The organism is Ramlibacter tataouinensis (assembly GCF_001580455.1).
Classification (GTDB): Bacteria; Pseudomonadota; Gammaproteobacteria; order Burkholderiales; family Burkholderiaceae_C; genus Ramlibacter; species Ramlibacter tataouinensis_B.
Map to the genome: position 1 here is coordinate 750,732 of NZ_CP010951.1, position 20,209 is coordinate 770,940.

A 20,209-nucleotide genomic window follows, 5' to 3' on the forward strand; every position below is an offset into this window, starting at 1 on the left:
TCCGCTTAGCGCGTGACCACCAGGTTGGTCCGGTGGATCATCTCGGGTTCGGCGACGTAACCGAGCAGCCGCTCGATCTCGGCCGAGGGCCTGCGGCAGAGCAGGCGCGCCTCGGCGCTCGCATAGTTGGCCAGGCCGCGCGCGATCTCGCCGCCTGATGGGTCGCGCACCGCGATCACGTCCCCGCGCGAGAACTCGCCCTCCACCGCCGTCATGCCGATCGGCAGCAGGCTCTTGCCTTCGGCACGCACCTTCGCGGCCGCGCCTTCGTCCACGGTGACGGACCCACGCAATTGCAGGTGATCGGCCATCCAGCGCTTGCGCGCCTGGCTTTTCTGCGTGGGCGCCACCAGAAGGGTGCCGATGGCCTCGCCGCGCGCCAAGCGCAACAGGCAGTCGGTTTCGCGGCCCCAGGCGATCACGGTGGATGCGCCGGAGCCGGCCGCGCGCTTGGCAGCCAGGATCTTGGTGATCATGCCGCCGCGGCCCAGGCTGGAGCCGACGCCGCCGGCCATGGCCTCAAGTGCCGGGTCGCCGGCGCGCGCTTCATGGATGAAGGTTGCGCCCGGGTCCTTGCGCGGGTCCGCGCTGTACAGGCCCTTCTGGTCGGTCAGGATGACCAGCGCATCGGCTTCGACCAGGTTGGCCACCAGCGCGCCCAGCGTGTCGTTGTCACCGAACTTGATCTCATCGTTGACAACCGTGTCGTTCTCGTTGATCACGGGCACGACGTTCAGCCGCAGCAGCGCCAGCAGGGTCGAGCGGGCGTTCAGGTAACGCTCGCGGTCGGCGAGATCTGCATGCGTGAGCAGCACCTGCGCCGAGCCCATGCCGTGTTCGCGCAGCTTGGTCTCGTACATCTGGGCGAGGCCCATCTGCCCGACCGCAGCGGCGGCCTGCAGCTCGTGGATCTCGTGCGGACGCGTGGTCCAGCCCAGACGCTTCATGCCCTCGGCGATCGCGCCGCTGGACACCATGATCACTTCCCGGCCGTCACGCGCCAGCGCCGCGAGCTGGCGGCTCCATTCGCCGATGGCCTGTTCGTCCAGGCCGCGGCCTTCATTAGTCACCAGGCTGGAGCCGACCTTGACCACGATGCGACGGGCATCGTGCAGCACGGAGGAGGATTTGTCAGACATCCTGGAAGCGGGGATCGATTTCCGCCGCGGGCTGCTCGGCCACCTGCAGCGAATGGACGTGCTGGTACACGGCCTTGACCAGCTGGTCGCAGCCCTCGTGCGTGAGCGCCGAGATCTGGAACACCGGGCCCTTGTACTTGAAACGTTTGACGAAATCCTTGACGCGGGCCTCGCGCTCGGCCGCGTCGATCATGTCGACCTTGTTCAAGACCAGCCAGCGCGGCTTCTCGTAAAGCGCGTGGTCGTACTTCTTCAGCTCGGCGACGATGGCCTTGGCCTGCGCGACCGGATCGACGCTGTCGTCGAAGGGCGCCAGGTCCACCAGATGCAACAGAACGCGCGTGCGCTGCAGGTGGCGCAGGAACTGATGCCCCAGGCCCGCGCCCTCGGCGGCACCCTCGATCAGGCCGGGCACGTCGGCCACCACGAAACTCTGCTCCGGACCGACGCGCACCACGCCCAGGTTCGGGTGCAGCGTGGTGAAGGGGTAATCGGCAATCTTCGGCCGCGCATTCGAGACGGCCGCGATCAGGGTCGACTTGCCCGCGTTGGGCATGCCCAGCAGGCCGACATCGGCCAGCACCTTCAGCTCCAGCTTCAGGTTCTTCTTTTCGCCGGGCCAGCCAGGCGTCTTCTGGCGCGGCGCGCGGTTGATCGCGCTCTTGAAGCGCATGTTGCCGAAGCCGCCGTCGCCGCCCTTGGCGATCATGATCTGCTCGCCCGGCGTGAGCAGCTCGTACAGCACTTCGCCCGTTTCGGCATCGCTGATGATGGTGCCCACCGGCATCTTCAGCAGGATGTCGTCACCCGCCGCGCCGAACATGTCGGAGCCCATGCCGTGTTCGCCGCGCTTGGCTTCGTGGCGGCGCGAGAAACGGAAATCGACCAGCGTATTGAGGTTGGGGTCGGCCAGCGCCCAGACATGGCCGCCGCGGCCGCCATCGCCGCCATTGGGGCCGCCGAACTCCTTGTACTTCTCGTGACGGAACGACACGCAGCCGTTGCCCCCGTCGCCGGCGGCGATGTCGATGTAGGCTTCGTCAACGAACTTCATGGGCGACCCAGTATAAAAAACAAAGCCCCGACGAATCGGGGCTTCGATCTGGCCAATCGAAGTGATCGATCAGGCCGGGACCACGTTTACCGTGTGCTTGTTGAGCGCGCCCTTGGTCTGGAACTGCACGTGGCCGTCCACCAGGGCGAACAGGGTGTGGTCCTTGCCCACGCCGACGTTGGTGCCGGGGTGGAACTTGGTGCCGCGCTGGCGCACGATGATGGAACCGGCGCTGATCAGTTCACCGCCGAATGCCTTCACGCCGAGCATCTTGGGCTGGGAGTCCCGCCCGTTTCGCGTAGAGCCGCCGCCTTTTTTCTGTGCCATGGTTCCTGCTCCTTAGGCGGCAATGGCGCCGATTTGCAGCTCGGTGAACTGCTGGCGATGCCCTTGGCGCTTCTGGTAGTGCTTGCGACGGCGCATCTTGAAGATGCGGACCTTGTCGTGCAAGCCGTGCGCCACGACCGTGGCTTTGACAGTGGCACCGGACACCAGGGGAGTGCCGACCTTCAGCTCGCTGCCGTTGCCGACGGCGAGAACTTGGTCGATCACGATTTCCTGGCCTACGTCCGCAGCAATCTGTTCTACTTTGATCTTTTCGCCGGAAGCAACGCGATATTGCTTGCCACCGGTTTTTATGACCGCGTACATGTTGACCTCGTGAAATGGGGAGATTCGCAGACGGATTTCCGCGAAGCCAGCGAGTATAGCATAGTTTGTGTTTACTCACGAAGCCACCCTGCCCGGCCATCCTGGGGCAAGTACCTCGTTCCTATAATCGGGCGAACTTTCAGCAGTTCGCCGCCTTGACCGATTCCTCCGCCAGTACCGCCTCCGTGCTATCCCTGATCGCCAGCGACATGGCCGAGGTGGACGCTGTCATCGCGCGCCGCCTCGACTCCGGCGCGCCCCTGGTGGGCGAAGTATCACGCTACATCATCTCGGCCGGCGGCAAGCGCCTGCGCCCGGCCCTGCTGCTGCTGGTGTGCGGGGCACTGGGCTACACCGGCGCGCAGCGCTTCAACCTGGCGGCGGTCGTCGAATTCATCCATACGGCCACCCTGCTCCACGACGACGTGGTCGATGAATCCACCCTGCGGCGGGGCCGCGCCACGGCCAACGAGAGCTTCGGCAACCCCGCGAGCGTGCTGGTGGGCGACTTCCTGTACTCGCGCGCCTTCCAGATGATGCTGGATGCGGGACAGATGCGGGTGATGGAGATCCTGGCCGACGCCACCAACGTCATCGCCGAGGGTGAAGTGCTGCAGCTGATGAACATGCACGACGCCTCCCTCGACGAAGCGGGCTACCTGCGCGTGATCCGCTCCAAGACGGCCAAGCTGTTCGAGGCCAGCGCCCGCCTGGGCGCGGTGCTCGCCGGCGCCGACGCGCAGATCGAGGAAGCCTGCGCGAACTACGGCCAGGCCCTGGGCACCGCCTTCCAGGTGATCGACGACGTGCTCGATTACGACGGCGACGCCGGCGAGATGGGCAAGAACCTCGGCGACGACCTGCGCGAAGGCAAGGCGACGCTGCCCCTGATTGCCGCCATGCGGCGCGGCACGCCCGACCAACGCGCGCTGATCGAGCATGCGATCCAGACGGGCGGCTCGGGCGAGCTCGGGAAAATCGTGGCCATCGTGCGCGAAACCGGCGCGCTCGACGTCACCCGCGAGGCCGCGGCCGCCGAAGCAAATCGGGCAATTGAAGCGGCGCGCCAACTGCCGCGCAACGAATGCAGCGAGGGTTTGCTACAATTGGCGGCTCAACTGCTTCAGCGCCGCGCCTGAGATCAAAATCAGAGCCGGTTGTGTGGAGCAAATCGGGGTGTAGCTTAGCCTGGTAGAGCGCTACGTTCGGGACGTAGAGGCCGGAGGTTCGAATCCTCTCACCCCGACCAGTCCATCCGCCATCGGCGCTGTCGATACCATCGCGGAAATGGACCCAACTCAACAGAGAGTCGCCGTCTGCGGGCCCGTGGGCTCTGGCAAGACCACGCTCGTGAGCGCGCTCGCGGCCCACTGGGGCGTGCCCGCGCTGGCCGAGGGCATGGCGCCACTGGTCAATGCCGAAACCCGGTTTCGCCGCTTGCGGCAGAAAACCGCGGTGACGCAGGAAGAACTCAAGCCCGCGGTCCAGTCGTGCGTGAAGGCCTACCGCCAATGCGTCGCCGCGCGCGAGCAGGCGTACCGCCGGCCCGGCGGGTTCGTCGCCGACCGCTGGGAGGCCGACCTGATGGATTTCTGGCTGGTGACCATGGCGCCGCACGCCGATGACCGGGTCACGGGCGAATTCCTCTACGAGGTGCAACGCAAGTCGGAGCAGCTTTCAGCAATCGTGATCCTGCCCCTGCGCCGGCCCGGCGTGGCGGAAGACAGGAACGAGATGGAGATGCGCCGCAACCTCAAGTTCAGCGGCACGCTGCTGAACTGGCTGGTCACCTCCGCCCTGGCGCGGCAGTTCACCAAGGTGCCGGTGCTCTTCGTCACCAACGAGGCCGCGTCCGTGCAGGAGCGCGTGCAGCAGGTCGAGCACCTGTTGCGCGAGGCGCAGCGTCCATGAGCTCCCCGCCCGTACCCGTCCGAGGCATCGTCCTGAGCAAGCAGTGGACGGGCCTGCGCGGCGCCGCGCACGGCATCGGGCAGTCCACGATGACCGGACAGCTGCTCGTCGCGGCCGACCCCGGCCGGCAGGACCGTTTCGATGCCGTCATGGCGCAGCTGCTCGACGAGCCGGCGCCCGTCCTCGACGCCGCGCTGCCCCCGCCGCAGGCCGCGGTCCAGCGGCTGCTGCAGTGGTACGGACTCGTGCAGCGCAGCCAGCGGGTGCCGGTATTCGGCGACGGACGCGTGTTCGCGTCGACCGCGGTCGACGGGGGCTTGTGCTTCCACGTCGCCCTGCCCTTTCACACCCCGGCCGCGGCGAGCCGCACCCTCGCTTGGCTCGCCCATGCGATGGCCGCAACCGAGGGCGAGGGCGAGGCCAGCGGGGATGCCGCGGGTTTGCAGCACGGCTTCTCGCAACTGCTGCTGGACCTGCGCAAGCAAGCCCTGGAGGGCACCAACAACTTCTACCTGGTACAGGCCGGCCATGCGCTCGGCATCCCCACCTCCCCCATGCTGCCCGGCATGTTCCGCTTCGGCCAGGGCGCGCGCTTGCGCTGGCTGCACAGCACCATGACCGATCGCACCTCAGGACTCGCGGTGCAGATCGCCCACAGCAAGCGGACGTCGGCGCAGGTGCTGCGCATGCACGGCCTGCCGGTGCCCAGGCATGAAGTGGCGGCCGACGCGGAAGCGGCAGTGCAGGCCGCGCGGCGCATCGGCTTTCCGGTGGTGATCAAGCCGGACGACCAGGAGCAGGGCCGGGGCGTTGCCGCGGGGCTCGAGGACGAAGCCGCGGTGCGCCAGGCCTTTGCCGAGGCGAGAGCGCTCAGCGCCGTCGTGCTGGTGGAAAAGCACCATTCCGGCGCCGACTACCGCATCAACGTGCTCGACGGCAAGGTCATCAAGATCCTGCACCGCCGCCCCGGCGCCGTGGACGGCGACGGCATCCACACAGTCGATCAACTGGTGGAGATCGACCTGGCCGGACCGCGCCTTCGCAGGGCGGTGCGCCAAACCGGCCGCCGGGTGCTGGACATCGACGACGAGGCCTTGTCCCTGCTGGCGGAACAGGGCCTGCGCCGCGATCAGGTTCCCGAAGCGGGACGGCGCGTGCTGCTGCGCCGCAAGTGCAATATCTCCGCCGGCGGCATCCAGACGCTGGTGCAGCCCGAGGACGCCCATCCCGACAACCTCGCCCTTGCCATCGACGCCACCCGCGCCGTGGGGCTGGACCTGTGCGGGGTCGACATGCTGTTGCCCGACATCCGCCAGTCCTGGCGCGAAACGGGTGGCGTGGTGATCGAAGTCAACGCCAAGCCGCAGATCGGCTACAGCACCGCCCCCGAGGTGTATGAGCTCATCGTCAGGCGACTGGTCGAAGGCGACGGCCGCGTGCCCGTGCACCTCGCGCTCGTGAGCAGCGGCGGCGCCGCGCCGCCGGAGCAGCTGCTGGCGATGGCGCGCTCGCTCGGCTGCAACGGCGTGGCCAGCGCGCAAGGCGCATGGATCGACGGGCGCATGCGCGGGCAGCCCGTGCGCGACGGTTTCGAGGCGGCTGGGCGCCTGCTCGTCGACAGGGAATTGACCGGGCTGCTGTGCGCCCTGGATGCGGCCGAAATCATTGCGAACGGCCTGCCCGTGGACCGGGTCGATGCCATTCACCGCCTGGGCGAGCCCGCCGATGCGCGCCAACGCGCCCTGCTGGCGCAGGCGCTCGCCATGGCCGGTCCCCTTTGCAGGCAAGCGGGCGCGCGATGACCCGACCCCGCGTCCTTGTGATCGTGCTCGACGCACCCAACGAGGCGCTGCTGCGCGACTGGATGGCCGCCGGCCACCTGCCCAAGCTCGCGGCGCTGCGCGAGCGCTCGGCGGTGGTCGAGCTGCATTCGACCAAACGGTTCAGCAACGAGCACTGCTGGATTCCGATGCTCACCGGTCGCAAGCGCGAGCGCTGGGACCATTGGCTGGACCACTGGGATCCGCGCCACTACCGCTACACCGAGGCGTCCATCTACCACTGGCTGCAGGCGCCCGCCTTCTACGCGCTCGGTGACCGCCGCGAGGTCGTCACCTTCGACCTGACCGCGCCCTTGATGGACGGCGTGCAGGGCGCGCAGGTGGTCGGCTGGGCCACCGAATTGAACGAGGCTTACCCGGCTTCTCGGCCCGCGGGACTGATTTCCGAGCTGATCGCGCGCCACGGGCCCGATCCCAAGATGACCCGCGCGGCGTCAATCACCAATGCGCTGTCGGGCGAAGAGGGCCTGTCGTACGTCGTGCCGAGCATGTACGACACCCGGGCCCTGCTGGACTACGCGCAGGGGCAGGTGCAGTCGGTGGAGCGGCGCACCCGCGCCTGCCTCGATCTGCTGCGCGAGCAGCCCTGGGACCTGTTTCTGGCCCAGTACTCGGAAATCCACACCGCGGGACACCTGCTGTGGCACCTGAGCCAGCCGCACCCCCTGAACGTCCTGCGCCGCGACGGCGCCGATCCGATGCTCGAGGTCTACCGCGCGGTGGACGCCTCCATCGGCGAACTCGCGGCCGCGTGCGGCCCGGACGTCCACCTGGCCGTGCTGACGCTGGACCAGATCGTCGCCGATTGCCTCGAGAGCGCACGTGTCCTGCTGCTGCCGGAGTTCATGTACCGCTGGAACTTCGGCGGCCGGGCCGCGCTCGCCGCCGGCGACGCGTCGGCCGGCGTGCCGCCGCCGCGCCTGCACTTCCGCCGCCACTGGAAGCATGAGGTGTGGGACCTGCGAACGCCCGAGGGCGAAGCCGAACTGGAGTCGCCGGCGGCGCAGGAAGCGCGCGGCGACCCGATGAACTGGTGCCCGGCCAACTGGTACTTGCCGGCGTGGCCACGCATGCGGGCGTTCGCGATGCCCTCGGTGGCGGACGGCTACATCCGGCTCAACGTCACGGGGCGGGAGGCGCAAGGACTGGTGGCGGCCGACGCGTTCATCCCGACCTGCGAGGAGATCACCCGCGAGCTCGCCGGCCTGGTGGACCCGCGCTCCGGCCGGCCGCTGGTGCAGCGCGTGATCCGCGTGCGGGACGACCCCTTCGACGCCGATCCGCGCAAGACGCCCGCCGACCTCATCGTGGTGTTCCAGGACGAGGTGCCGGTCGACGCCGCGCAGTCGCCGCGCTTCGGCCGCATCGGGCCGGTGCCGTACTTCCGCACCGGCAGCCACAATGCGCATGATGTCGCGCTGACCAGCACGATGTATGTGAGCGGGCCGCGAGTCGGGCCGGGGCCCGTCGCCGGCCGCGGCGCGCTGGAGGACGTGGGCGCCATCCTCCTCGGCCTGCTGGGCGAACCGCTGCCCGCAGACTTCGACGGGATCGACCGGCTGCAATGATCCGCGTCAGCCTGCATTGTTTCGACAGCGACCCGGCGCTGCCGCAGCGCGATGGCGTGAACCTCGCGCACGCGGAAATCAACCGCCTGCTGGGATCGCAGCAGCCGCACCCCGGGCTGGACGTGGGCTTCCACGACTTCCCGCGCCTGCTGCGCGACGAGGACTATGCGGCGCGAACGCTGGCGCCGGTGGACTGCGTCGTCTGCAACGTGGGCCCGCACGCCCACTACTACCACGCGCTGCGGGACCGCCTGGGCCTGGGCTTTCGCATCGTCCGCGACATCAAGACCGCCCTGTGGAGCGGCTACCTGCTGCAGGAAAGCCTGTGCGAGCCTTTCCTGCGTCCCGGCGACGCCCTGCTCGCGACCTCCGAGTATTCGCGCGCGCTCAGCCTGCAGCTGTTCCCGCACCTGCGCGCGGAGTTCATCCACCTCTTCGAACCCGTGCTGGCGGCCGACGCCCCCGCGCTGGCCGCGGGCCAGCGCCGCCCGGAGGGCGTGGTCACGCTCGGCCATCTGGGGCGGCTGTCGGAGGACAAGAATTTCCCGCAGAAGGTCGATCTGCTGCTCGAACTGAACCGGACCGAGCCCGGCCGCTACCGGCTGCTGGCCGTCGGCGCGGTGCACTCGCCCAGCTGCGACCCGGCGGCGGTGGCCCGCCAAGTGCAGGCGCAAACCGGGCGCGACGATCTCTTCAGCTACCAGCCCCCTGTCGAGCACGACCGGGTATTTGCCCTGATGCGGCAGCTGGACTACTTCCTGTTCTTTTCAACCTCCAACCTGGAAGTGCTCGGCCGGGTGCTGGTCGAAGCCGGCCACGCCGGCACGGCCGTGCTGGCGTCCCGCCATGCCGCGGCGCCCGAATTGCTGCCGGAGGCGGCGCTGCTGGAGGTGCGCTACCGGGCCGGGGAGCCCTTCTATTCGCATTTCGACCGGCCCCTGGGCGAGGTCGACATCGAAGCGGCGGCGGCGGTCATCCGCGAGGGCCGCCGTCCGCTGGCGCTCCCGGCGCCCGCGATCAACCGCCGCGCCTCGCTCTTCGCCGCCATCGCCGGCGAGCCCCCCGTGCTGCCGCGGCGGACGCTGGACAGCGCGCCGGCCGCGTTCATCGAGCGCCTGCGCTGGGAAGGCCTGCCGCGCTACGCCACGCCGGCGCAGGCCACGCCCGTGATTGCCGAGCTGCAGCAATGGTTCAACTCGCTCAATGCCAAGGCCGGCCCGGACTTCGACAGCCGCCTGCACGAGCTCGAGCGCATCTCCCGCTTTCCCGAGCGGACGCAGCGCTTCCTGGCTTCCGCGCGACGGACCCGCTGCGACTTCACCAACCTGGGCGGCATCGATATCGAGCTGTGCAATGTGGCTGGCTACCACCCCTGCTTCGAGCTGGCGCGGGCCTGAATTGCAACTGTTGGCAACAGGCGGCCTTCTCGTCTCATCCGGCCAACTGCCCTTGTGAGGGAGATTTACACAGCTTGACTGATCAGCGATGATCGCAAGGCCTTGCTGAGCTTGAGCCAGCGGGTAAAGAAACACTGACTCCGCATGGCCGCCGCCGATTCCGTCCTAGCCGCTGATTCGCCTTCCGTCGCGCTGCCGGGCCTGGCCCGGGCGCTCATTTCAGCCGGCAAGCTGGAACAAAAAACGGCCGAGGACGTCTCGCGCAAGGCCCAGGGCAACCGAACCAGTTTCATTGCCGAGCTCGTCGGCTCCGGCGCGGTGTCGGCCACCGACCTGGCGCACACCATGTCCGGCGCGTTCGGCGCGCCCCTGCTGGACCTGGAAGCCGTCGACCCGCAGCGTCTGCCCAAGAACCTGCTGGACTCCAAGATGTGCCAGGCGCTGCGCGTGCTGGTGCTGGCCAAGCGCAACAACCGCCTGATCGTGGCCACGGCCGATCCCAGCGACCAGCAGGCGGCAGAGAAGATCAAGTTCTCCACGCAGATGGGCGTGGACTGGATCATCACGGAGTACGACAAGCTCACCAAGATGATCGAGGCCAGCGCCACTTCGGCGAGCGAGGTCATGGACAGCATCATCGGCGACGACTTCGAGTTCGACGAGTCGACGATGGACTCCGAGAGCGCCGACGAGGGCGACCAGACCCCTTCCGAGGTCGAGGACGCGCCGGTCGTCAAGTTCCTGCACAAGATGCTGGTGGACGCGTTCACCATGCGCGCATCCGACCTGCACTTCGAGCCCTACGAGCACACCTACCGGGTTCGCTTCCGGATCGACGGCGAGCTGCGCGAGATCGCCTCGCCGCCGACCGCCATCAAGGAAAAGCTCGCTTCGCGCATCAAGGTGATCTCCAAGATGGACATCTCCGAGAAGCGCGTGCCGCAGGACGGCCGGATGAAGCTCAAGATCGGGCCGGAGCGGGTGATCGACTTCCGCGTGAGCACGCTGCCCACGCTGTTCGGCGAGAAGATCGTGATCCGTATCCTGGACCCGAGCAGCGCCAAGCTGGGGATCGACGCGCTCGGCTACGAGGTCGAGGAGAAGACTCGCCTGCTCGAGGCCATCAACCGGCCCTACGGGATGATCCTGGTCACCGGCCCGACCGGCTCGGGCAAGACCGTGTCGCTCTACACCTGCCTGAACCTGCTGAACAAGCCGGGCATCAACATCTCGACGGCGGAAGACCCGTCGGAAATCAACCTGCCCGGCGTCAACCAGGTGAACATGAACGACAAGGCCGGCCTGACCTTCGCCGCCGCGCTGAAGTCCTTCCTGCGCCAGGACCCGGACGTGATCATGGTCGGCGAAATCCGCGACCTGGAAACCGCCGACATCGCCATCAAGGCGGCGCAGACCGGCCACCTGGTGCTGTCGACCCTGCACACCAACGACGCGCCGACCACGCTCACGCGGATGCGCAACATGGGCATCGCGCCGTTCAACATCGCCTCCAGCGTGATCCTGATCACCGCGCAGCGACTGGCGCGGCGGCTGTGCCCCCACTGCAAGGCGCCGGCCGACATCCCCCACGAGACGCTGCTGGAAGCCGGCTTCAAGGACGAAGACGTGGACGGCACCTGGACCCCCTACAAGCCGGTGGGCTGCTCCATGTGCAACAACGGCTACAAGGGCCGGGTCGGCATCTACCAGGTCATGCCGATCAGCGAGGACATGCAGCGCATCATCCTGGCCGACGGCAGCGCCATGGACATTGCCAAGCAGTCGGAGTCCGAAGGCGTCAAGAGCCTGCGGCAATCCGGCTTGAACAAGGTCAAGCTCGGAGTCACCTCGCTGGAAGAGGTCTTGGGCTGCACCAACCTCTGACGGATAAATCAAGAAGGACAGGAGGAGTTTGCCTATGGCTACCGCAGCTGCAACCAAAGTGACGGAATTCGTCTTCGAGTGGGAAGGCCGCGACCGCAACGGCAAGCAGGTCCGTGGCGAGACCCGCGCCGCGGGCGAGAACCAGGTGCAGGCCGCCCTGCGGCGCCAGGGCGTCACGCCGACCAAGATCAAGAAGCGCCGCATGCGCTCCGGCCAGAAGATCAAGCCGAAGGACATCGCGATCTTCACCCGCCAGCTGGCCACCATGATGAAGGCCGGCGTGCCGCTGCTTCAAGCCTTTGACATCGTGGGCCGGGGCAACTCCAACGCCAGCGTGATGAAGCTGCTCAACGACATCCGCACGGACGTCGAGACCGGCACCTCCCTGTCTTCGGCGTTCCGCAAGTACCCGCTGTACTTCGACAACCTGTACTGCAACCTGGTCGAGGCCGGCGAAGCGGCCGGTATTCTGGAAACCCTTCTGGACCGGCTCGCGGTCTACATGGAAAAGACCGAGGCGATCAAGAGCAAGATCAAGTCGGCCCTGATGTACCCCATCTCGGTGCTGGTGGTTGCCTTCGTGGTGGTGTCGGTGATCATGATCTTCGTGATTCCCGCCTTCAAAGAGGTGTTCACCTCGTTCGGTGCGGACCTGCCCGCGCCCACCCTGTTCGTGATCGCCCTGAGCGAGTTCTTCGTCAAGTTTTGGTGGCTGATCTTCGGCAGCGTGGGCGGGGGGGTGTACTTCTTCTTCCAGGCCTGGAAGCGAAGCGAGAAGGTCCAGGTGTTCATGGACCGCCTCATGCTCAAGCTGCCGGTGTTCGGCGACCTGGTGTACAAGTCGGTGATCGCGCGCTGGACCCGCACGCTGGCCACCATGTTCGCCGCCGGCGTGCCGCTGGTGGAAGCGCTCGACTCGGTCGGCGGCGCGTCGGGTAACTCGGTCTACGTCGGCGCCACGCAAAAAATCCAGACGGAAGTCTCCACCGGCACCAGCCTGACGGCGGCCATGACCAACGCCAACGTGTTCCCCACCATGGTGCTGCAGATGTGCGCCATCGGCGAGGAATCCGGCGCGCTCGACCACATGCTGAGCAAGGCCGCCGACTTTTACGAAGCGGAAGTCGACGACATGGTCGAGGGCCTGTCGAGCCTGATGGAGCCGATCATCATCGTGTTCCTCGGTGGCCTGATCGGCGGTATCGTGGTATCCATGTACCTGCCCATCTTCAAGCTCGGCTCCGTCGTCTGATGCTCGACCCCTCCCTGCTGCACGCCGGCCTGGCCGGCGTGTTCGGCCTGCTCGTCGGAAGCTTCCTGAACGTCGTCATCTACCGCTTGCCGAAGATGATGGAGCGGCAGTGGGCGGCCGAGTGCGCCGAACTGGCGGGCCACGCCCCGCCGGCAGCCGAGGAATTCAACCTGATGCGGCCGCGCTCGCGCTGCCGCCAATGCGGCCACCAGATTCGCTGGTGGGAAAACATCCCCGTGGCCAGCTACTTGGCGCTGCGCGGCAAGTGCGCCAGCTGCGGCACCCCGATCGGCCTGCGCTATCCCCTGGTCGAACTCGCGACCGGCGCGCTGTTCTACTTCTGCGTCCGCCACTGGGGGCCCACGACCGAAGGCGCGGCCTGGTGCCTGTTCTCGGCTGCCATCGTCGCACTGGCGCTGATCGATTGGGACACCACCCTCCTGCCGGACGACATCACCCTGCCCCTCTTGTGGGCGGGCCTCGTGTTCGCCGCCCTGCGCTGGACGCCGCTGCCCCTGTCGCATGCGGTCTGGGGCGCGGTCGGCGGCTACCTCTCGCTCTGGCTGGTCTACCACGCCTTCAAGCTGGCGACCGGCAAGGAGGGCATGGGCTACGGCGACTTCAAGCTGTTCGCCGCGCTTGGCGCATGGTTCGGCTGGCAGGCGCTGGTTCCCATCATCCTGATGGCGTCCGTGATCGGCGCGATCATCGGCATCCTGATGAAGATCTTCAGCCGCCTGCGCGAGGGCGGCTATGTGCCCTTCGGGCCCTTTCTCGCGGCCGCCGGCCTGACCGCCATGGTGTTCGGCCCGGCCGCCATCCTGCAGGCCGTAGGACTCTGACCATGACCGCCCTGCGTGTCGGACTCACCGGCGGCATCGGCAGCGGCAAGAGCACGGTGCTGGCGATGCTGGCCGGCCTGGGCGCAGCGGTCATCGACGCCGACGCCATCTCGCGCGCCACGACCGCGTCCGGCGGCGCGGCCATTCCCGCCATCGCGCAGCGCTTCGGCGCGGACTTCATCACTCCCGACGGCGCGCTCGATCGCGAGCGCATGCGGTCCCATGTGTACGCGGATGCGGGGGCGCGAAAGGCCCTGGAAGACATCGTCCATCCGCTGGTCGGCCAGGAGAGCGCCCGTCAGGTCGATGCCGCGCTGGCGGCCGGGGCGCGCTGCATCGTCTTCGACATCCCGCTGCTGGTGGAGTCGGGCCGCTGGCGCCGCCAGCTGGACCGGGTGCTCGTGGTCGACTGCCTGCCCGAGACCCAGGTGGCGCGCGTGGTCCAGCGCAGCGGCCTGGCCCCCGAAGCGGTGCGGGGCATCATGGCCGCCCAGGCTTCGCGCGAGCAACGGCTGGCGGCCGCCGACATCGTGATTTCCAACGAGGGGTTGTCACTGGACGAACTGGCCGCAAAAGTGAAGGAGGTTGCGCGCAGCTTGGGGCTATGATGCGCGCGTGATCCTCTACGAATACCCATTCAACGAGCGCATTCGCACCTATTTGCGTCTGGAGCACCTGTTCCGCCGCCTCGGCGAGCTGGTGCCGCGCCCGCACCCGATTGATCACCACTATGCGCTGGCCACCATCTTCGAAGTGATGGACGTGGCGGCGCGAGCCGACCTCAAGGCCGACGTCATGAAGGACCTCGACCGGCAGCGCGGCGCCCTCAATGGCTATCGCGGCAACCCGGCCATCTCCGAGGCGGCCCTCGAGGGCATCATCGGCAAGCTCGATCGCTGCTTCGACACCCTGAACAAGCTGCCGGGCAAGGCGGGCCAGTCGCTCACCGAAAACGAGTGGCTCATGAGCATCCGCAGCCGCGTGGGGATTCCAGGCGGTACCTGCGAATTCGACCTGCCCGCCTACTACGCCTGGCAGCAGCGCGACGCGGCATCGCGACGCGCCGACCTCGAGCGCTGGGCGTCCACGCTGGCGCCCCTGGCCGAGTCGATCCATCTGCTGCTCAAGCTCCTGCGCGACTCGGGCACCCCCCAGAAAATGCTCGCCAGCCATGGCCAGTTGCAGCAGAACCTACCGCAAGGCCGTACATTCCAGTTGCTGCGGCTTCGCCTGAACCCCGAGCTCGGCCTGGTGCCTGAAATCAGCGGCAACCGCCTCATGATTTCAGTGCGGCTGATGCGGCAGGACGGCCCCGACAAGCTGCAACCCAGCACCGAAGACGCACAGTTCGAACTCACGCTTTGCTCCTGATGCAAGAGCAGGACCCATCCGCGAAGCCGCGCATGGTGCGCTGCCCCGCCTGCGGCGGCGACAGCGTCTACGCGCCGTCCAACCGCTGGCGGCCGTTCTGCAGCGAGCGCTGCAAGAACCTGGACCTGGGCGCCTGGGCCAGCGAAAGCTTCCGGGTGCCGGAACAAGCCCCGCCCGAAGACCAGCCTTTCGGCGACCCCAAGGAGCGCTAGTCAGCTGTCGTGAGTGGCGCCGGTGAAGACGCGCTCTGTGGCAAACCACGCAAGCACCGGCACCGTGCCCGGCAGCACCGGCTTGACCTGCACCGGCAGCGTCTGCCAGGCGAAGCTCTGGCCCTCGTGCATGTGCAGTTCGCCCTGCCAGTCGAACACCTTGCAGAAGTTCAGGCGCACCAACGCGTGCGGATAGTCGACCCGGGTCACCTGCCAGGGATGCACCGCACCGATGACCACGCCGATCTCTTCGATCAGTTCGCGCCGCAGCGCCTGTTCCACCGTCTCGCCGGGCTCCACCTTGCCGCCGGGAAACTCCCAGTAGCCCGCATACACCTTCCCCGGCGGACGCGACGTGAGGAGGAAGGCGCCGTCGCCGCGGACCAGGACGCCGACGGCCACCTCGACCTCCTTGCGGTCGGGCCCGCCCTCGCGCGGGCGGTCGCCGTCAGCCACCAGCACGGTCACAGCCGGCCCGCGTAGTCGCGCGCGAACTGGTAGGCGACCCGGCCGCTGCGCGAGGCGCGCTCCAGCGCCCACACCAGCGCCTCGGGCCGCGCCGCCTCGATCGCCGGCGCGCCCACGCCGAAGGCCGAGAGCCACTGCGCCACGATGGCCAGGTATTCGTCCTGGCTGAAGGGATAGAAACTGACCCACAGCCCGAAGCGCTCGGACAGCGAGATCTTCTCCTCCACCGCCTCGCCCGGGTGAACCTCGCCATCGTCGGTGTGCTTGTAACTCAGGTTCTCCTTCATGTACTCGGGCATGAGGTGGCGGCGGTTGCTGGTCGCGTAGATCAGCACGTTGGGCGTGGCCGCCGCCACCGAGCCGTCGAGGATGGACTTGAGCGCCTTGTAGCCCGGCTCGCCCTCGTCGAAGCTCAGGTCGTCGCAGAAGACGAGGAACTTCTCGGGCCGCGAGGCAACCACTTCGACGATATCGGGCAGGTCGACCATGTCGGTCTTGTCGATCTCGATCAGGCGCAGGCCCTCGGACGAATATTCGTTCAGGCAGGCCTTGACCAGCGAAGACTTGCCCGTGCCGCGCGCGCCGGTGAGCAGCACGTTGTTGGCCGGCTGCCCGCGCACGAACTGCAGCGTGTTGCGCTGGATCTTTTCCTTCTGGCCGTCGATCTCCTTCAGGTCGGTCAGGCGGATGGTGGCCACGTGGCGCACCGGTTCCAGCACGCCGTGGCCCGAGGCGCGCTTGCGGTAGCGCCAGGCGACCGACGCGCCCCAGTCGGGCGCCGACAGCGGCTGCGGCAGGATCGCCTCGATGCGCTCCAGCAGCTGGCTGGCGCGCCGGATCAGCTGTTCGACCTGCTCGTTCATGAGCGGTAATCCGCGTTGATGCTCACGTAGTCGTGGCTGAAGTCGCAGGTCCAGACCGTGTCGGCGGCATCGCCGCGCCCCAGGCCGACGCGCACCGTGATCTCGCTCTTCTTCATCACGCGCTGGCCGTCCTCCTCGCGGTAGGCCGGATGGCGTCCGCCCTTGACGGCCACATGCACCTCGTCCAGGTGCAGGTCGATCTTCGTCTGGTCCAGGTCGGCGATGCCGGCGTAGCCGACCGCCGCCAGGATGCGCCCGAGGTTGGGATCGCTGGCGAAGAAGGCGGTCTTGACCAGCGGCGAATGCGCGATGGCATAGGCGACCTGGCGGCACTCCTCGCCGGTCTTGCCGCCTTCGACCCGCACCGCGATGAATTTGGTCGCGCCTTCGCCATCGCGCACGATCGCCTGCGCCAGCTGGCGGGCGACTTCGAGCATGGCTTCGCGCAGCGCCCGCCCCGCCGGGCTGTCCAGCGAAGTGATGGTCGCGTGCGCGGCCTTGTTGGTGGCGATCACGACGAAGGAGTCGTTGGTCGAGGTGTCGCCGTCCACGGTCACCCGGTTGAACGAGCCTTCGGCCAGTTCGCGCGCCAGCTGCTGCATCAGGGCCGGCGCCACCTTCGCGTCCGTAGCCATGAAGCCGAGCATGGTCGCCATGTTGGGCCGGATCATGCCGGCGCCCTTGCTGATGCCGGTGATGCTGACCTCGGCGCCATCGATCTTGACGCTGCGGCTGAAGGCCTTGGCCACCGTGTCGGTGGTCATGATGCCTTCGGCGGCGCGCAGCCAGTGCCCCGGCGCCGCGTCGGCGACCGCCGCCGGCAGGCCGGCCTCGATGCGGTCCAGGGGCAGCGGCTCCATGATCACGCCAGTGGAAAAGGGCAGCACCTGCTGCGGCGCGATGTTCAACTGGCGCGCCAGCGCGGCGCAGGTCGCCCGCGCGCGGGCCAGGCCGTCTTCACCGGTGCCGGCGTTGGCGTTGCCGGTGTTGATCACCATGGCGCGGATGTCGCCGGCCGCGAGGTGCTCGCGGCACACCTGGACGGGCGCGGCGCAGAAGCGGTTCTGGGTGAACACGCCGGCCACCGAGGCGCCCGCATCGATCAGGACCACGGTGAGGTCTTTTCGGTTCACTTTACGGATCGCGGCTTCCGCGACGCCGATGCGCAGCCCCGCGACCGGACGCAGGTCCTCGGCCCGGGGAGCGGACAGATTGACAGCCATGCTATTGCTTGCCTCGTTGGAAATCGTCGAAAGGATTCTGGGGAGATCAGCCCTGGCGCCAGGGCAGGCCGCGCATGCGCCAGCCGCCGCGGTGCCCGCGCTGCCCGTGCTCGTCGGGGTCGCCTTCGAAGCCCTCGAGCACGTTGTACGCCTCGATGCCCAGCTCGGTGGCGCGCTTGGCCGCGGCGATCGAACGCACCCCGCTGCGGCACAGCAGCAGCGCCTTCTTGCCCGGCGGCACCGCCGCCTTGAGCGACTCGTCGAAGACCGGATTCAGTTTCATGCCGGGCCACTGCTTCCAGCAGACCGTCGCCGCGCCGGGGATGTAGCCCACCCACTCCCGCTCGGCATCGCAGCGGATGTCGACCAGCACGGCGTCGCCCCGGCGCCACCATTGGCAGGCCAGCTCGGGCGACACATCGCCGGCATAGCCGGGTGCCACCCGCACCGAGAGCGCGCCGCCCCCGGCGTCGTGCCGCAGGCCGGATGTCAGGTTGGCCGGGACGGCCTCGTCGATCCGCCTGGGCTTGGGCAAATGCAGGTCTTCCATGATCGCCGTGAATTCTGCCAGCGTCTTCCCGGCGATCCGGGGATTGGTGCGCTTCTCCTGGCCAATGCTCGAGTGCGTCCGGCCCTGGTAGTCGTGCGCGGGCCAGACGATGGTTTCGTCCGGCAGGGCGAACAGGACCTCGGTGATGCTGCGGTACAGCGCGGCGGAGCTTCCCGACTGGAAGTCGGTGCGGCCGCAACCCCCAATGAGCAGGGCGTCGCCGGTGAAGACGTTGCCGCGCCAGACATAGGACATGCTGCCCGCCGTGTGGCCGGGGGTGTGCAGGGCAAGCAGTTCCTCACTGCCGAAGCGAAGCGTGTCGCCATGCTTCAACTGCACGGACGCCGTGCCGATGTTGCAGCCCTCGGGCGCCGCGGTGCGTGCACCGGCATGCTCGGCCAGCAGGCCGGCGCTGGTGATGTGGTCGGCATGAGCATGCGTTTCCACGGTCCACGCCAGTTTGAGCCCAAGCTCCTTGAGCACGCTCAAGTCACGGTCGAGCTGCTCATCCACAGGGTCGATGATCACAGCCTCCGATGTGGACTCGTCGAAGACTACATAGGTATACGTGCTGGACGCCGGGTCGAAAAGCTGGATCGGGGACGGCATGGCGAGTTCCTCGGATCCGTGAAGTGTAGGACCCCCGCCCGAGCGTCTTGTAGGACTTAGCACTCATGCTGGACGGCTTACGGCTTTGGGAAATGGTACGTGCTCGGTACAAACCCTCTTTGAAGGCTTAAGGGGCAGCGCCAAAGATAGTTTTTCTCATTCCCGTTGAACCCTGGAGACAAACATGACAGCACCAAAGCTCCCCCGCCGCCGTAGTCTGCTCAAGGGCGCGGCAGTCGCCGCTGGCGCGATGTCGGCCCCGATGGTCGCCATCGCGCAGACCACGACCTTGCGCCTGCAAAGCACCTGGCCTGCGAAGGACATCTTCCACGAGTACGCCAACGACTACGCGAAACGCGTGAACGAAATGGCCGGCGCGCGGCTCAAGATTGAAGTGCTGCCCTCTGGTGCGGTGGTGCCTGCCTTTCAACTGCTCGAAGCCGTGAGCAAGGGGACGCTCGATGCCGGGCACGGCGTCGTGGCCTATCACTACGGCAAGAACACGGCGCTGGCCCTGTGGGGTTCGGGCCCGGCCTTCGGCATGGAGCCGAACCTGGTGCTGGCCTGGCACTACTACGGTGGCGGCAAGGAACTGCTGGAAGAGATCTACAAGTCGCTCAACATGGACGTCATCTCATGGATGTCCGGCCCCATGCCGACGCAGCCCTACGGCTGGTTCAAGAAGCCGATCACCAAGGTCGAGGACATGAAGGGCATGAAGTTCCGCACCGTGGGGCTGGCGGTCGACATGTACACGGCCCAGGGCGCGGCGGTGAACCCCCTGCCCGGCGGCGAAATCGTGGCGGCGCTGGACCGCGGCCTGATCGACGGCGCCGAATTCAACAACTCCTCGTCGGACAAGGCGCTGGGCTTCCAGGATGTGTCCAAGGTCTGCATGCTGCAGAGCTACCACCAGAGCGGCGAGCAATTCGAGATCCTGTTCAACAGGACCAAGTACAACGCGCTTGCGCCGGAGCTCAAGAAGATCATCGAGGTTGCCGCGGAGGCCGCCAGCGCGGACATGAGCTGGAAGGCCGCGCACCGCAACAGCCAGGACTACACCGAACTCAAGAAAATGGGCGTGAAGTTCTACAAGACGCCCGACGCCATCTTGCGCAACCAGCTCGATGCCTGGGACAAGATCATGGTCGACAAGCAGAAGGACAACCCCTTCTTCAAGAAGGTGCTCGATTCCCAGCGTTCGTTCGCCGAGCGCGCGGGCCGTTGGCAGTCGGACTACATGGTTGACTTCAAGACGGCCTGGAACCGGTACTTTGGCGGAGCCAACACCCCGAAGAAGGTCTGACCCGCGATCCCCACCGGCGGCCAGCAGTTCGTAGCCCGGACTGCTGGCTTTTTTTTGCAAAGTCGCTA

The 20,209-nt window shown here is 67.5% G+C and carries 20 protein-coding genes, 1 tRNA gene and 1 pseudogene; 13 read left to right on the forward strand and 9 right to left on the reverse strand.

Features of this window, described 5'->3' with window-relative positions; genetic code table 11:
- Positions 1-5: 5 nt before the first annotated feature.
- The 4 genes from proB to rplU form a co-directional block, all read right to left on the reverse strand.
- A complete protein-coding gene (gene proB / locus UC35_RS03660; protein ID WP_061496287.1) occupies positions 6-1,139 on the reverse strand; it encodes a glutamate 5-kinase in 1,134 nt (377 codons plus the stop codon).
- Positions 1,132-2,193: an Obg family GTPase CgtA gene (gene cgtA, locus UC35_RS03665; protein WP_061496289.1), complete on the reverse strand. Its 1,062-nt coding sequence runs from the start codon at positions 2,191-2,193 to the stop codon at positions 1,132-1,134. Before cgtA ends, proB begins: the two co-directional genes overlap by 8 nt.
- A 69-nt stretch (positions 2,194-2,262) precedes the next feature.
- A complete protein-coding gene (rpmA, locus tag UC35_RS03670; protein ID WP_061496291.1) occupies positions 2,263-2,520 on the reverse strand; it encodes a 50S ribosomal protein L27 in 258 nt (85 codons plus the stop codon).
- A 12-nt stretch (positions 2,521-2,532) separates the two neighbouring features.
- The gene (rplU, locus tag UC35_RS03675) at positions 2,533-2,844 is read right to left on the reverse strand and encodes a 50S ribosomal protein L21 (protein ID WP_061496293.1); all 312 of its coding nucleotides are present in this window, start codon (positions 2,842-2,844) and stop codon (positions 2,533-2,535) included.
- 209 nt (positions 2,845-3,053) lie between these two features.
- Between rplU and UC35_RS03680 the strand changes: the two genes are divergently transcribed.
- The 12 genes from UC35_RS03680 (at position 3,054) to UC35_RS03735 (ending at position 15,122) form a co-directional block, all read left to right on the forward strand.
- On the forward strand, positions 3,054-3,983 hold the full coding sequence (locus UC35_RS03680; RefSeq protein WP_082793500.1) for a polyprenyl synthetase family protein: 930 nt from the start codon (positions 3,054-3,056) through the stop codon (positions 3,981-3,983).
- A gap of 33 nt (positions 3,984-4,016) precedes the next feature.
- Positions 4,017-4,093 (forward strand) — tRNA-Pro (locus UC35_RS03685).
- Positions 4,094-4,131: 38 nt separating this feature from the next.
- Positions 4,132-4,755 (forward strand): AAA family ATPase, encoded by a 624-nt coding sequence (locus UC35_RS03690; RefSeq protein ID WP_082792609.1) that lies wholly within the window; start codon positions 4,132-4,134, stop codon positions 4,753-4,755.
- The gene (locus UC35_RS03695) at positions 4,752-6,557 is read left to right on the forward strand and encodes an acetate--CoA ligase family protein (protein WP_061496298.1); all 1,806 of its coding nucleotides are present in this window, start codon (positions 4,752-4,754) and stop codon (positions 6,555-6,557) included. Before UC35_RS03690 ends, UC35_RS03695 begins: the two co-directional genes overlap by 4 nt.
- On the forward strand, positions 6,554-8,164 hold the full coding sequence (locus UC35_RS03700) for an alkaline phosphatase family protein (RefSeq protein ID WP_158513854.1): 1,611 nt from the start codon (positions 6,554-6,556) through the stop codon (positions 8,162-8,164). Before UC35_RS03695 ends, UC35_RS03700 begins: the two co-directional genes overlap by 4 nt.
- Positions 8,161-9,561, forward strand: coding sequence for a glycosyltransferase (locus UC35_RS03705; RefSeq protein WP_061496302.1), 1,401 nt, complete (start codon positions 8,161-8,163; stop codon positions 9,559-9,561). The genes UC35_RS03700 and UC35_RS03705 overlap by 4 nt, the downstream gene beginning before the upstream one ends.
- Before the next feature lie 144 nt (positions 9,562-9,705).
- On the forward strand, positions 9,706-11,445 hold the full coding sequence (gene pilB / locus UC35_RS03710) for a type IV-A pilus assembly ATPase PilB (RefSeq protein WP_061496304.1): 1,740 nt from the start codon (positions 9,706-9,708) through the stop codon (positions 11,443-11,445).
- A gap of 34 nt (positions 11,446-11,479) precedes the next feature.
- Positions 11,480-12,697, forward strand: coding sequence for a type II secretion system F family protein (locus UC35_RS03715; RefSeq protein WP_061496306.1), 1,218 nt, complete (start codon positions 11,480-11,482; stop codon positions 12,695-12,697).
- Positions 12,697-13,539, forward strand: a complete 843-nt coding sequence (locus UC35_RS03720) for a prepilin peptidase (RefSeq protein ID WP_061496308.1) — start codon at positions 12,697-12,699, stop codon at positions 13,537-13,539. The genes UC35_RS03715 and UC35_RS03720 overlap by 1 nt, the downstream gene beginning before the upstream one ends.
- Positions 13,540-13,541: 2 nt before the next feature.
- Positions 13,542-14,147 (forward strand): dephospho-CoA kinase, encoded by a 606-nt coding sequence (gene coaE, locus UC35_RS03725; RefSeq protein ID WP_061496310.1) that lies wholly within the window; start codon positions 13,542-13,544, stop codon positions 14,145-14,147.
- Positions 14,148-14,154: 7 nt separating this feature from the next.
- Entirely contained in the window at positions 14,155-14,910 is a 756-nt protein-coding gene (gene zapD, locus UC35_RS03730) for a cell division protein ZapD (protein WP_061496312.1), read from the forward strand.
- On the forward strand, positions 14,910-15,122 hold the full coding sequence (locus UC35_RS03735) for a DNA gyrase inhibitor YacG (RefSeq protein ID WP_061496314.1): 213 nt from the start codon (positions 14,910-14,912) through the stop codon (positions 15,120-15,122). Before zapD ends, UC35_RS03735 begins: the two co-directional genes overlap by 1 nt.
- Here UC35_RS03735 and UC35_RS03740 read toward each other — a convergent pair whose 3' ends face one another.
- The 5 genes and pseudogenes from UC35_RS03740 to UC35_RS24160 form a co-directional block, all read right to left on the reverse strand.
- Positions 15,123-15,590 carry an NUDIX domain-containing protein gene (locus tag UC35_RS03740; protein WP_061496316.1) on the reverse strand — a complete coding sequence of 156 codons (468 nt, stop codon included), beginning with the start codon at positions 15,588-15,590 and terminating at the stop codon, positions 15,123-15,125.
- Positions 15,587-16,453, reverse strand: coding sequence for an ATP-binding protein (locus UC35_RS03745; protein ID WP_061496319.1), 867 nt, complete (start codon positions 16,451-16,453; stop codon positions 15,587-15,589). The genes UC35_RS03740 and UC35_RS03745 overlap by 4 nt, the downstream gene beginning before the upstream one ends.
- Positions 16,450-17,676: a bifunctional glutamate N-acetyltransferase/amino-acid acetyltransferase ArgJ gene (argJ, locus tag UC35_RS03750; RefSeq protein ID WP_061496320.1), complete on the reverse strand. Its 1,227-nt coding sequence runs from the start codon at positions 17,674-17,676 to the stop codon at positions 16,450-16,452. Before argJ ends, UC35_RS03745 begins: the two co-directional genes overlap by 4 nt.
- Positions 17,677-17,722: 46 nt before the next feature.
- On the reverse strand, positions 17,723-18,157 hold the full coding sequence (locus tag UC35_RS24155) for a rhodanese-like domain-containing protein (RefSeq protein WP_227820542.1): 435 nt from the start codon (positions 18,155-18,157) through the stop codon (positions 17,723-17,725).
- 174 nt (positions 18,158-18,331) lie between these two features.
- Positions 18,332-18,835, reverse strand: a pseudogene (locus UC35_RS24160) (MBL fold metallo-hydrolase); the annotation flags it as partial.
- 184 nt (positions 18,836-19,019) lie between these two features.
- On the opposite strand from UC35_RS24160, the gene UC35_RS03760 reads away from it, so the two are divergent.
- Positions 19,020-20,141 (forward strand): TRAP transporter substrate-binding protein, encoded by a 1,122-nt coding sequence (locus UC35_RS03760; RefSeq protein ID WP_061496325.1) that lies wholly within the window; start codon positions 19,020-19,022, stop codon positions 20,139-20,141.
- Positions 20,142-20,209 lie beyond the last annotated feature (68 nt).

Coding starts and splice junctions, on each gene's coding strand:
- pilB (WP_061496304.1), top strand. CDS start 9,706: ATGGCCGCCGCCGATTCCGTCCTAGCCGCTGATTCGCCTTCCGTCGCG.
- UC35_RS03735 (WP_061496314.1), top strand. CDS start 14,910: ATGCAAGAGCAGGACCCATCCGCGAAGCCGCGCATGGTGCGCTGCCCC.
- UC35_RS03680 (WP_082793500.1), top strand. CDS start 3,054: ATGGCCGAGGTGGACGCTGTCATCGCGCGCCGCCTCGACTCCGGCGCG.
- UC35_RS03695 (WP_061496298.1), top strand. CDS start 4,752: ATGAGCTCCCCGCCCGTACCCGTCCGAGGCATCGTCCTGAGCAAGCAG.
- UC35_RS03700 (WP_158513854.1), top strand. CDS start 6,554: ATGACCCGACCCCGCGTCCTTGTGATCGTGCTCGACGCACCCAACGAG.
- coaE (WP_061496310.1), top strand. CDS start 13,542: ATGACCGCCCTGCGTGTCGGACTCACCGGCGGCATCGGCAGCGGCAAG.
- argJ (WP_061496320.1), bottom strand. CDS start 17,676: ATGGCTGTCAATCTGTCCGCTCCCCGGGCCGAGGACCTGCGTCCGGTC.
- UC35_RS03720 (WP_061496308.1), top strand. CDS start 12,697: ATGCTCGACCCCTCCCTGCTGCACGCCGGCCTGGCCGGCGTGTTCGGC.
- UC35_RS03760 (WP_061496325.1), top strand. CDS start 19,020: ATGACAGCACCAAAGCTCCCCCGCCGCCGTAGTCTGCTCAAGGGCGCG.
- UC35_RS03745 (WP_061496319.1), bottom strand. CDS start 16,453: ATGAACGAGCAGGTCGAACAGCTGATCCGGCGCGCCAGCCAGCTGCTG.
- UC35_RS03690 (WP_082792609.1), top strand. CDS start 4,132: ATGGACCCAACTCAACAGAGAGTCGCCGTCTGCGGGCCCGTGGGCTCT.
- cgtA (WP_061496289.1), bottom strand. CDS start 2,193: ATGAAGTTCGTTGACGAAGCCTACATCGACATCGCCGCCGGCGACGGG.
- rplU (WP_061496293.1), bottom strand. CDS start 2,844: ATGTACGCGGTCATAAAAACCGGTGGCAAGCAATATCGCGTTGCTTCC.
- proB (WP_061496287.1), bottom strand. CDS start 1,139: ATGTCTGACAAATCCTCCTCCGTGCTGCACGATGCCCGTCGCATCGTG.
- UC35_RS03715 (WP_061496306.1), top strand. CDS start 11,480: ATGGCTACCGCAGCTGCAACCAAAGTGACGGAATTCGTCTTCGAGTGG.
- UC35_RS03705 (WP_061496302.1), top strand. CDS start 8,161: ATGATCCGCGTCAGCCTGCATTGTTTCGACAGCGACCCGGCGCTGCCG.
- rpmA (WP_061496291.1), bottom strand. CDS start 2,520: ATGGCACAGAAAAAAGGCGGCGGCTCTACGCGAAACGGGCGGGACTCC.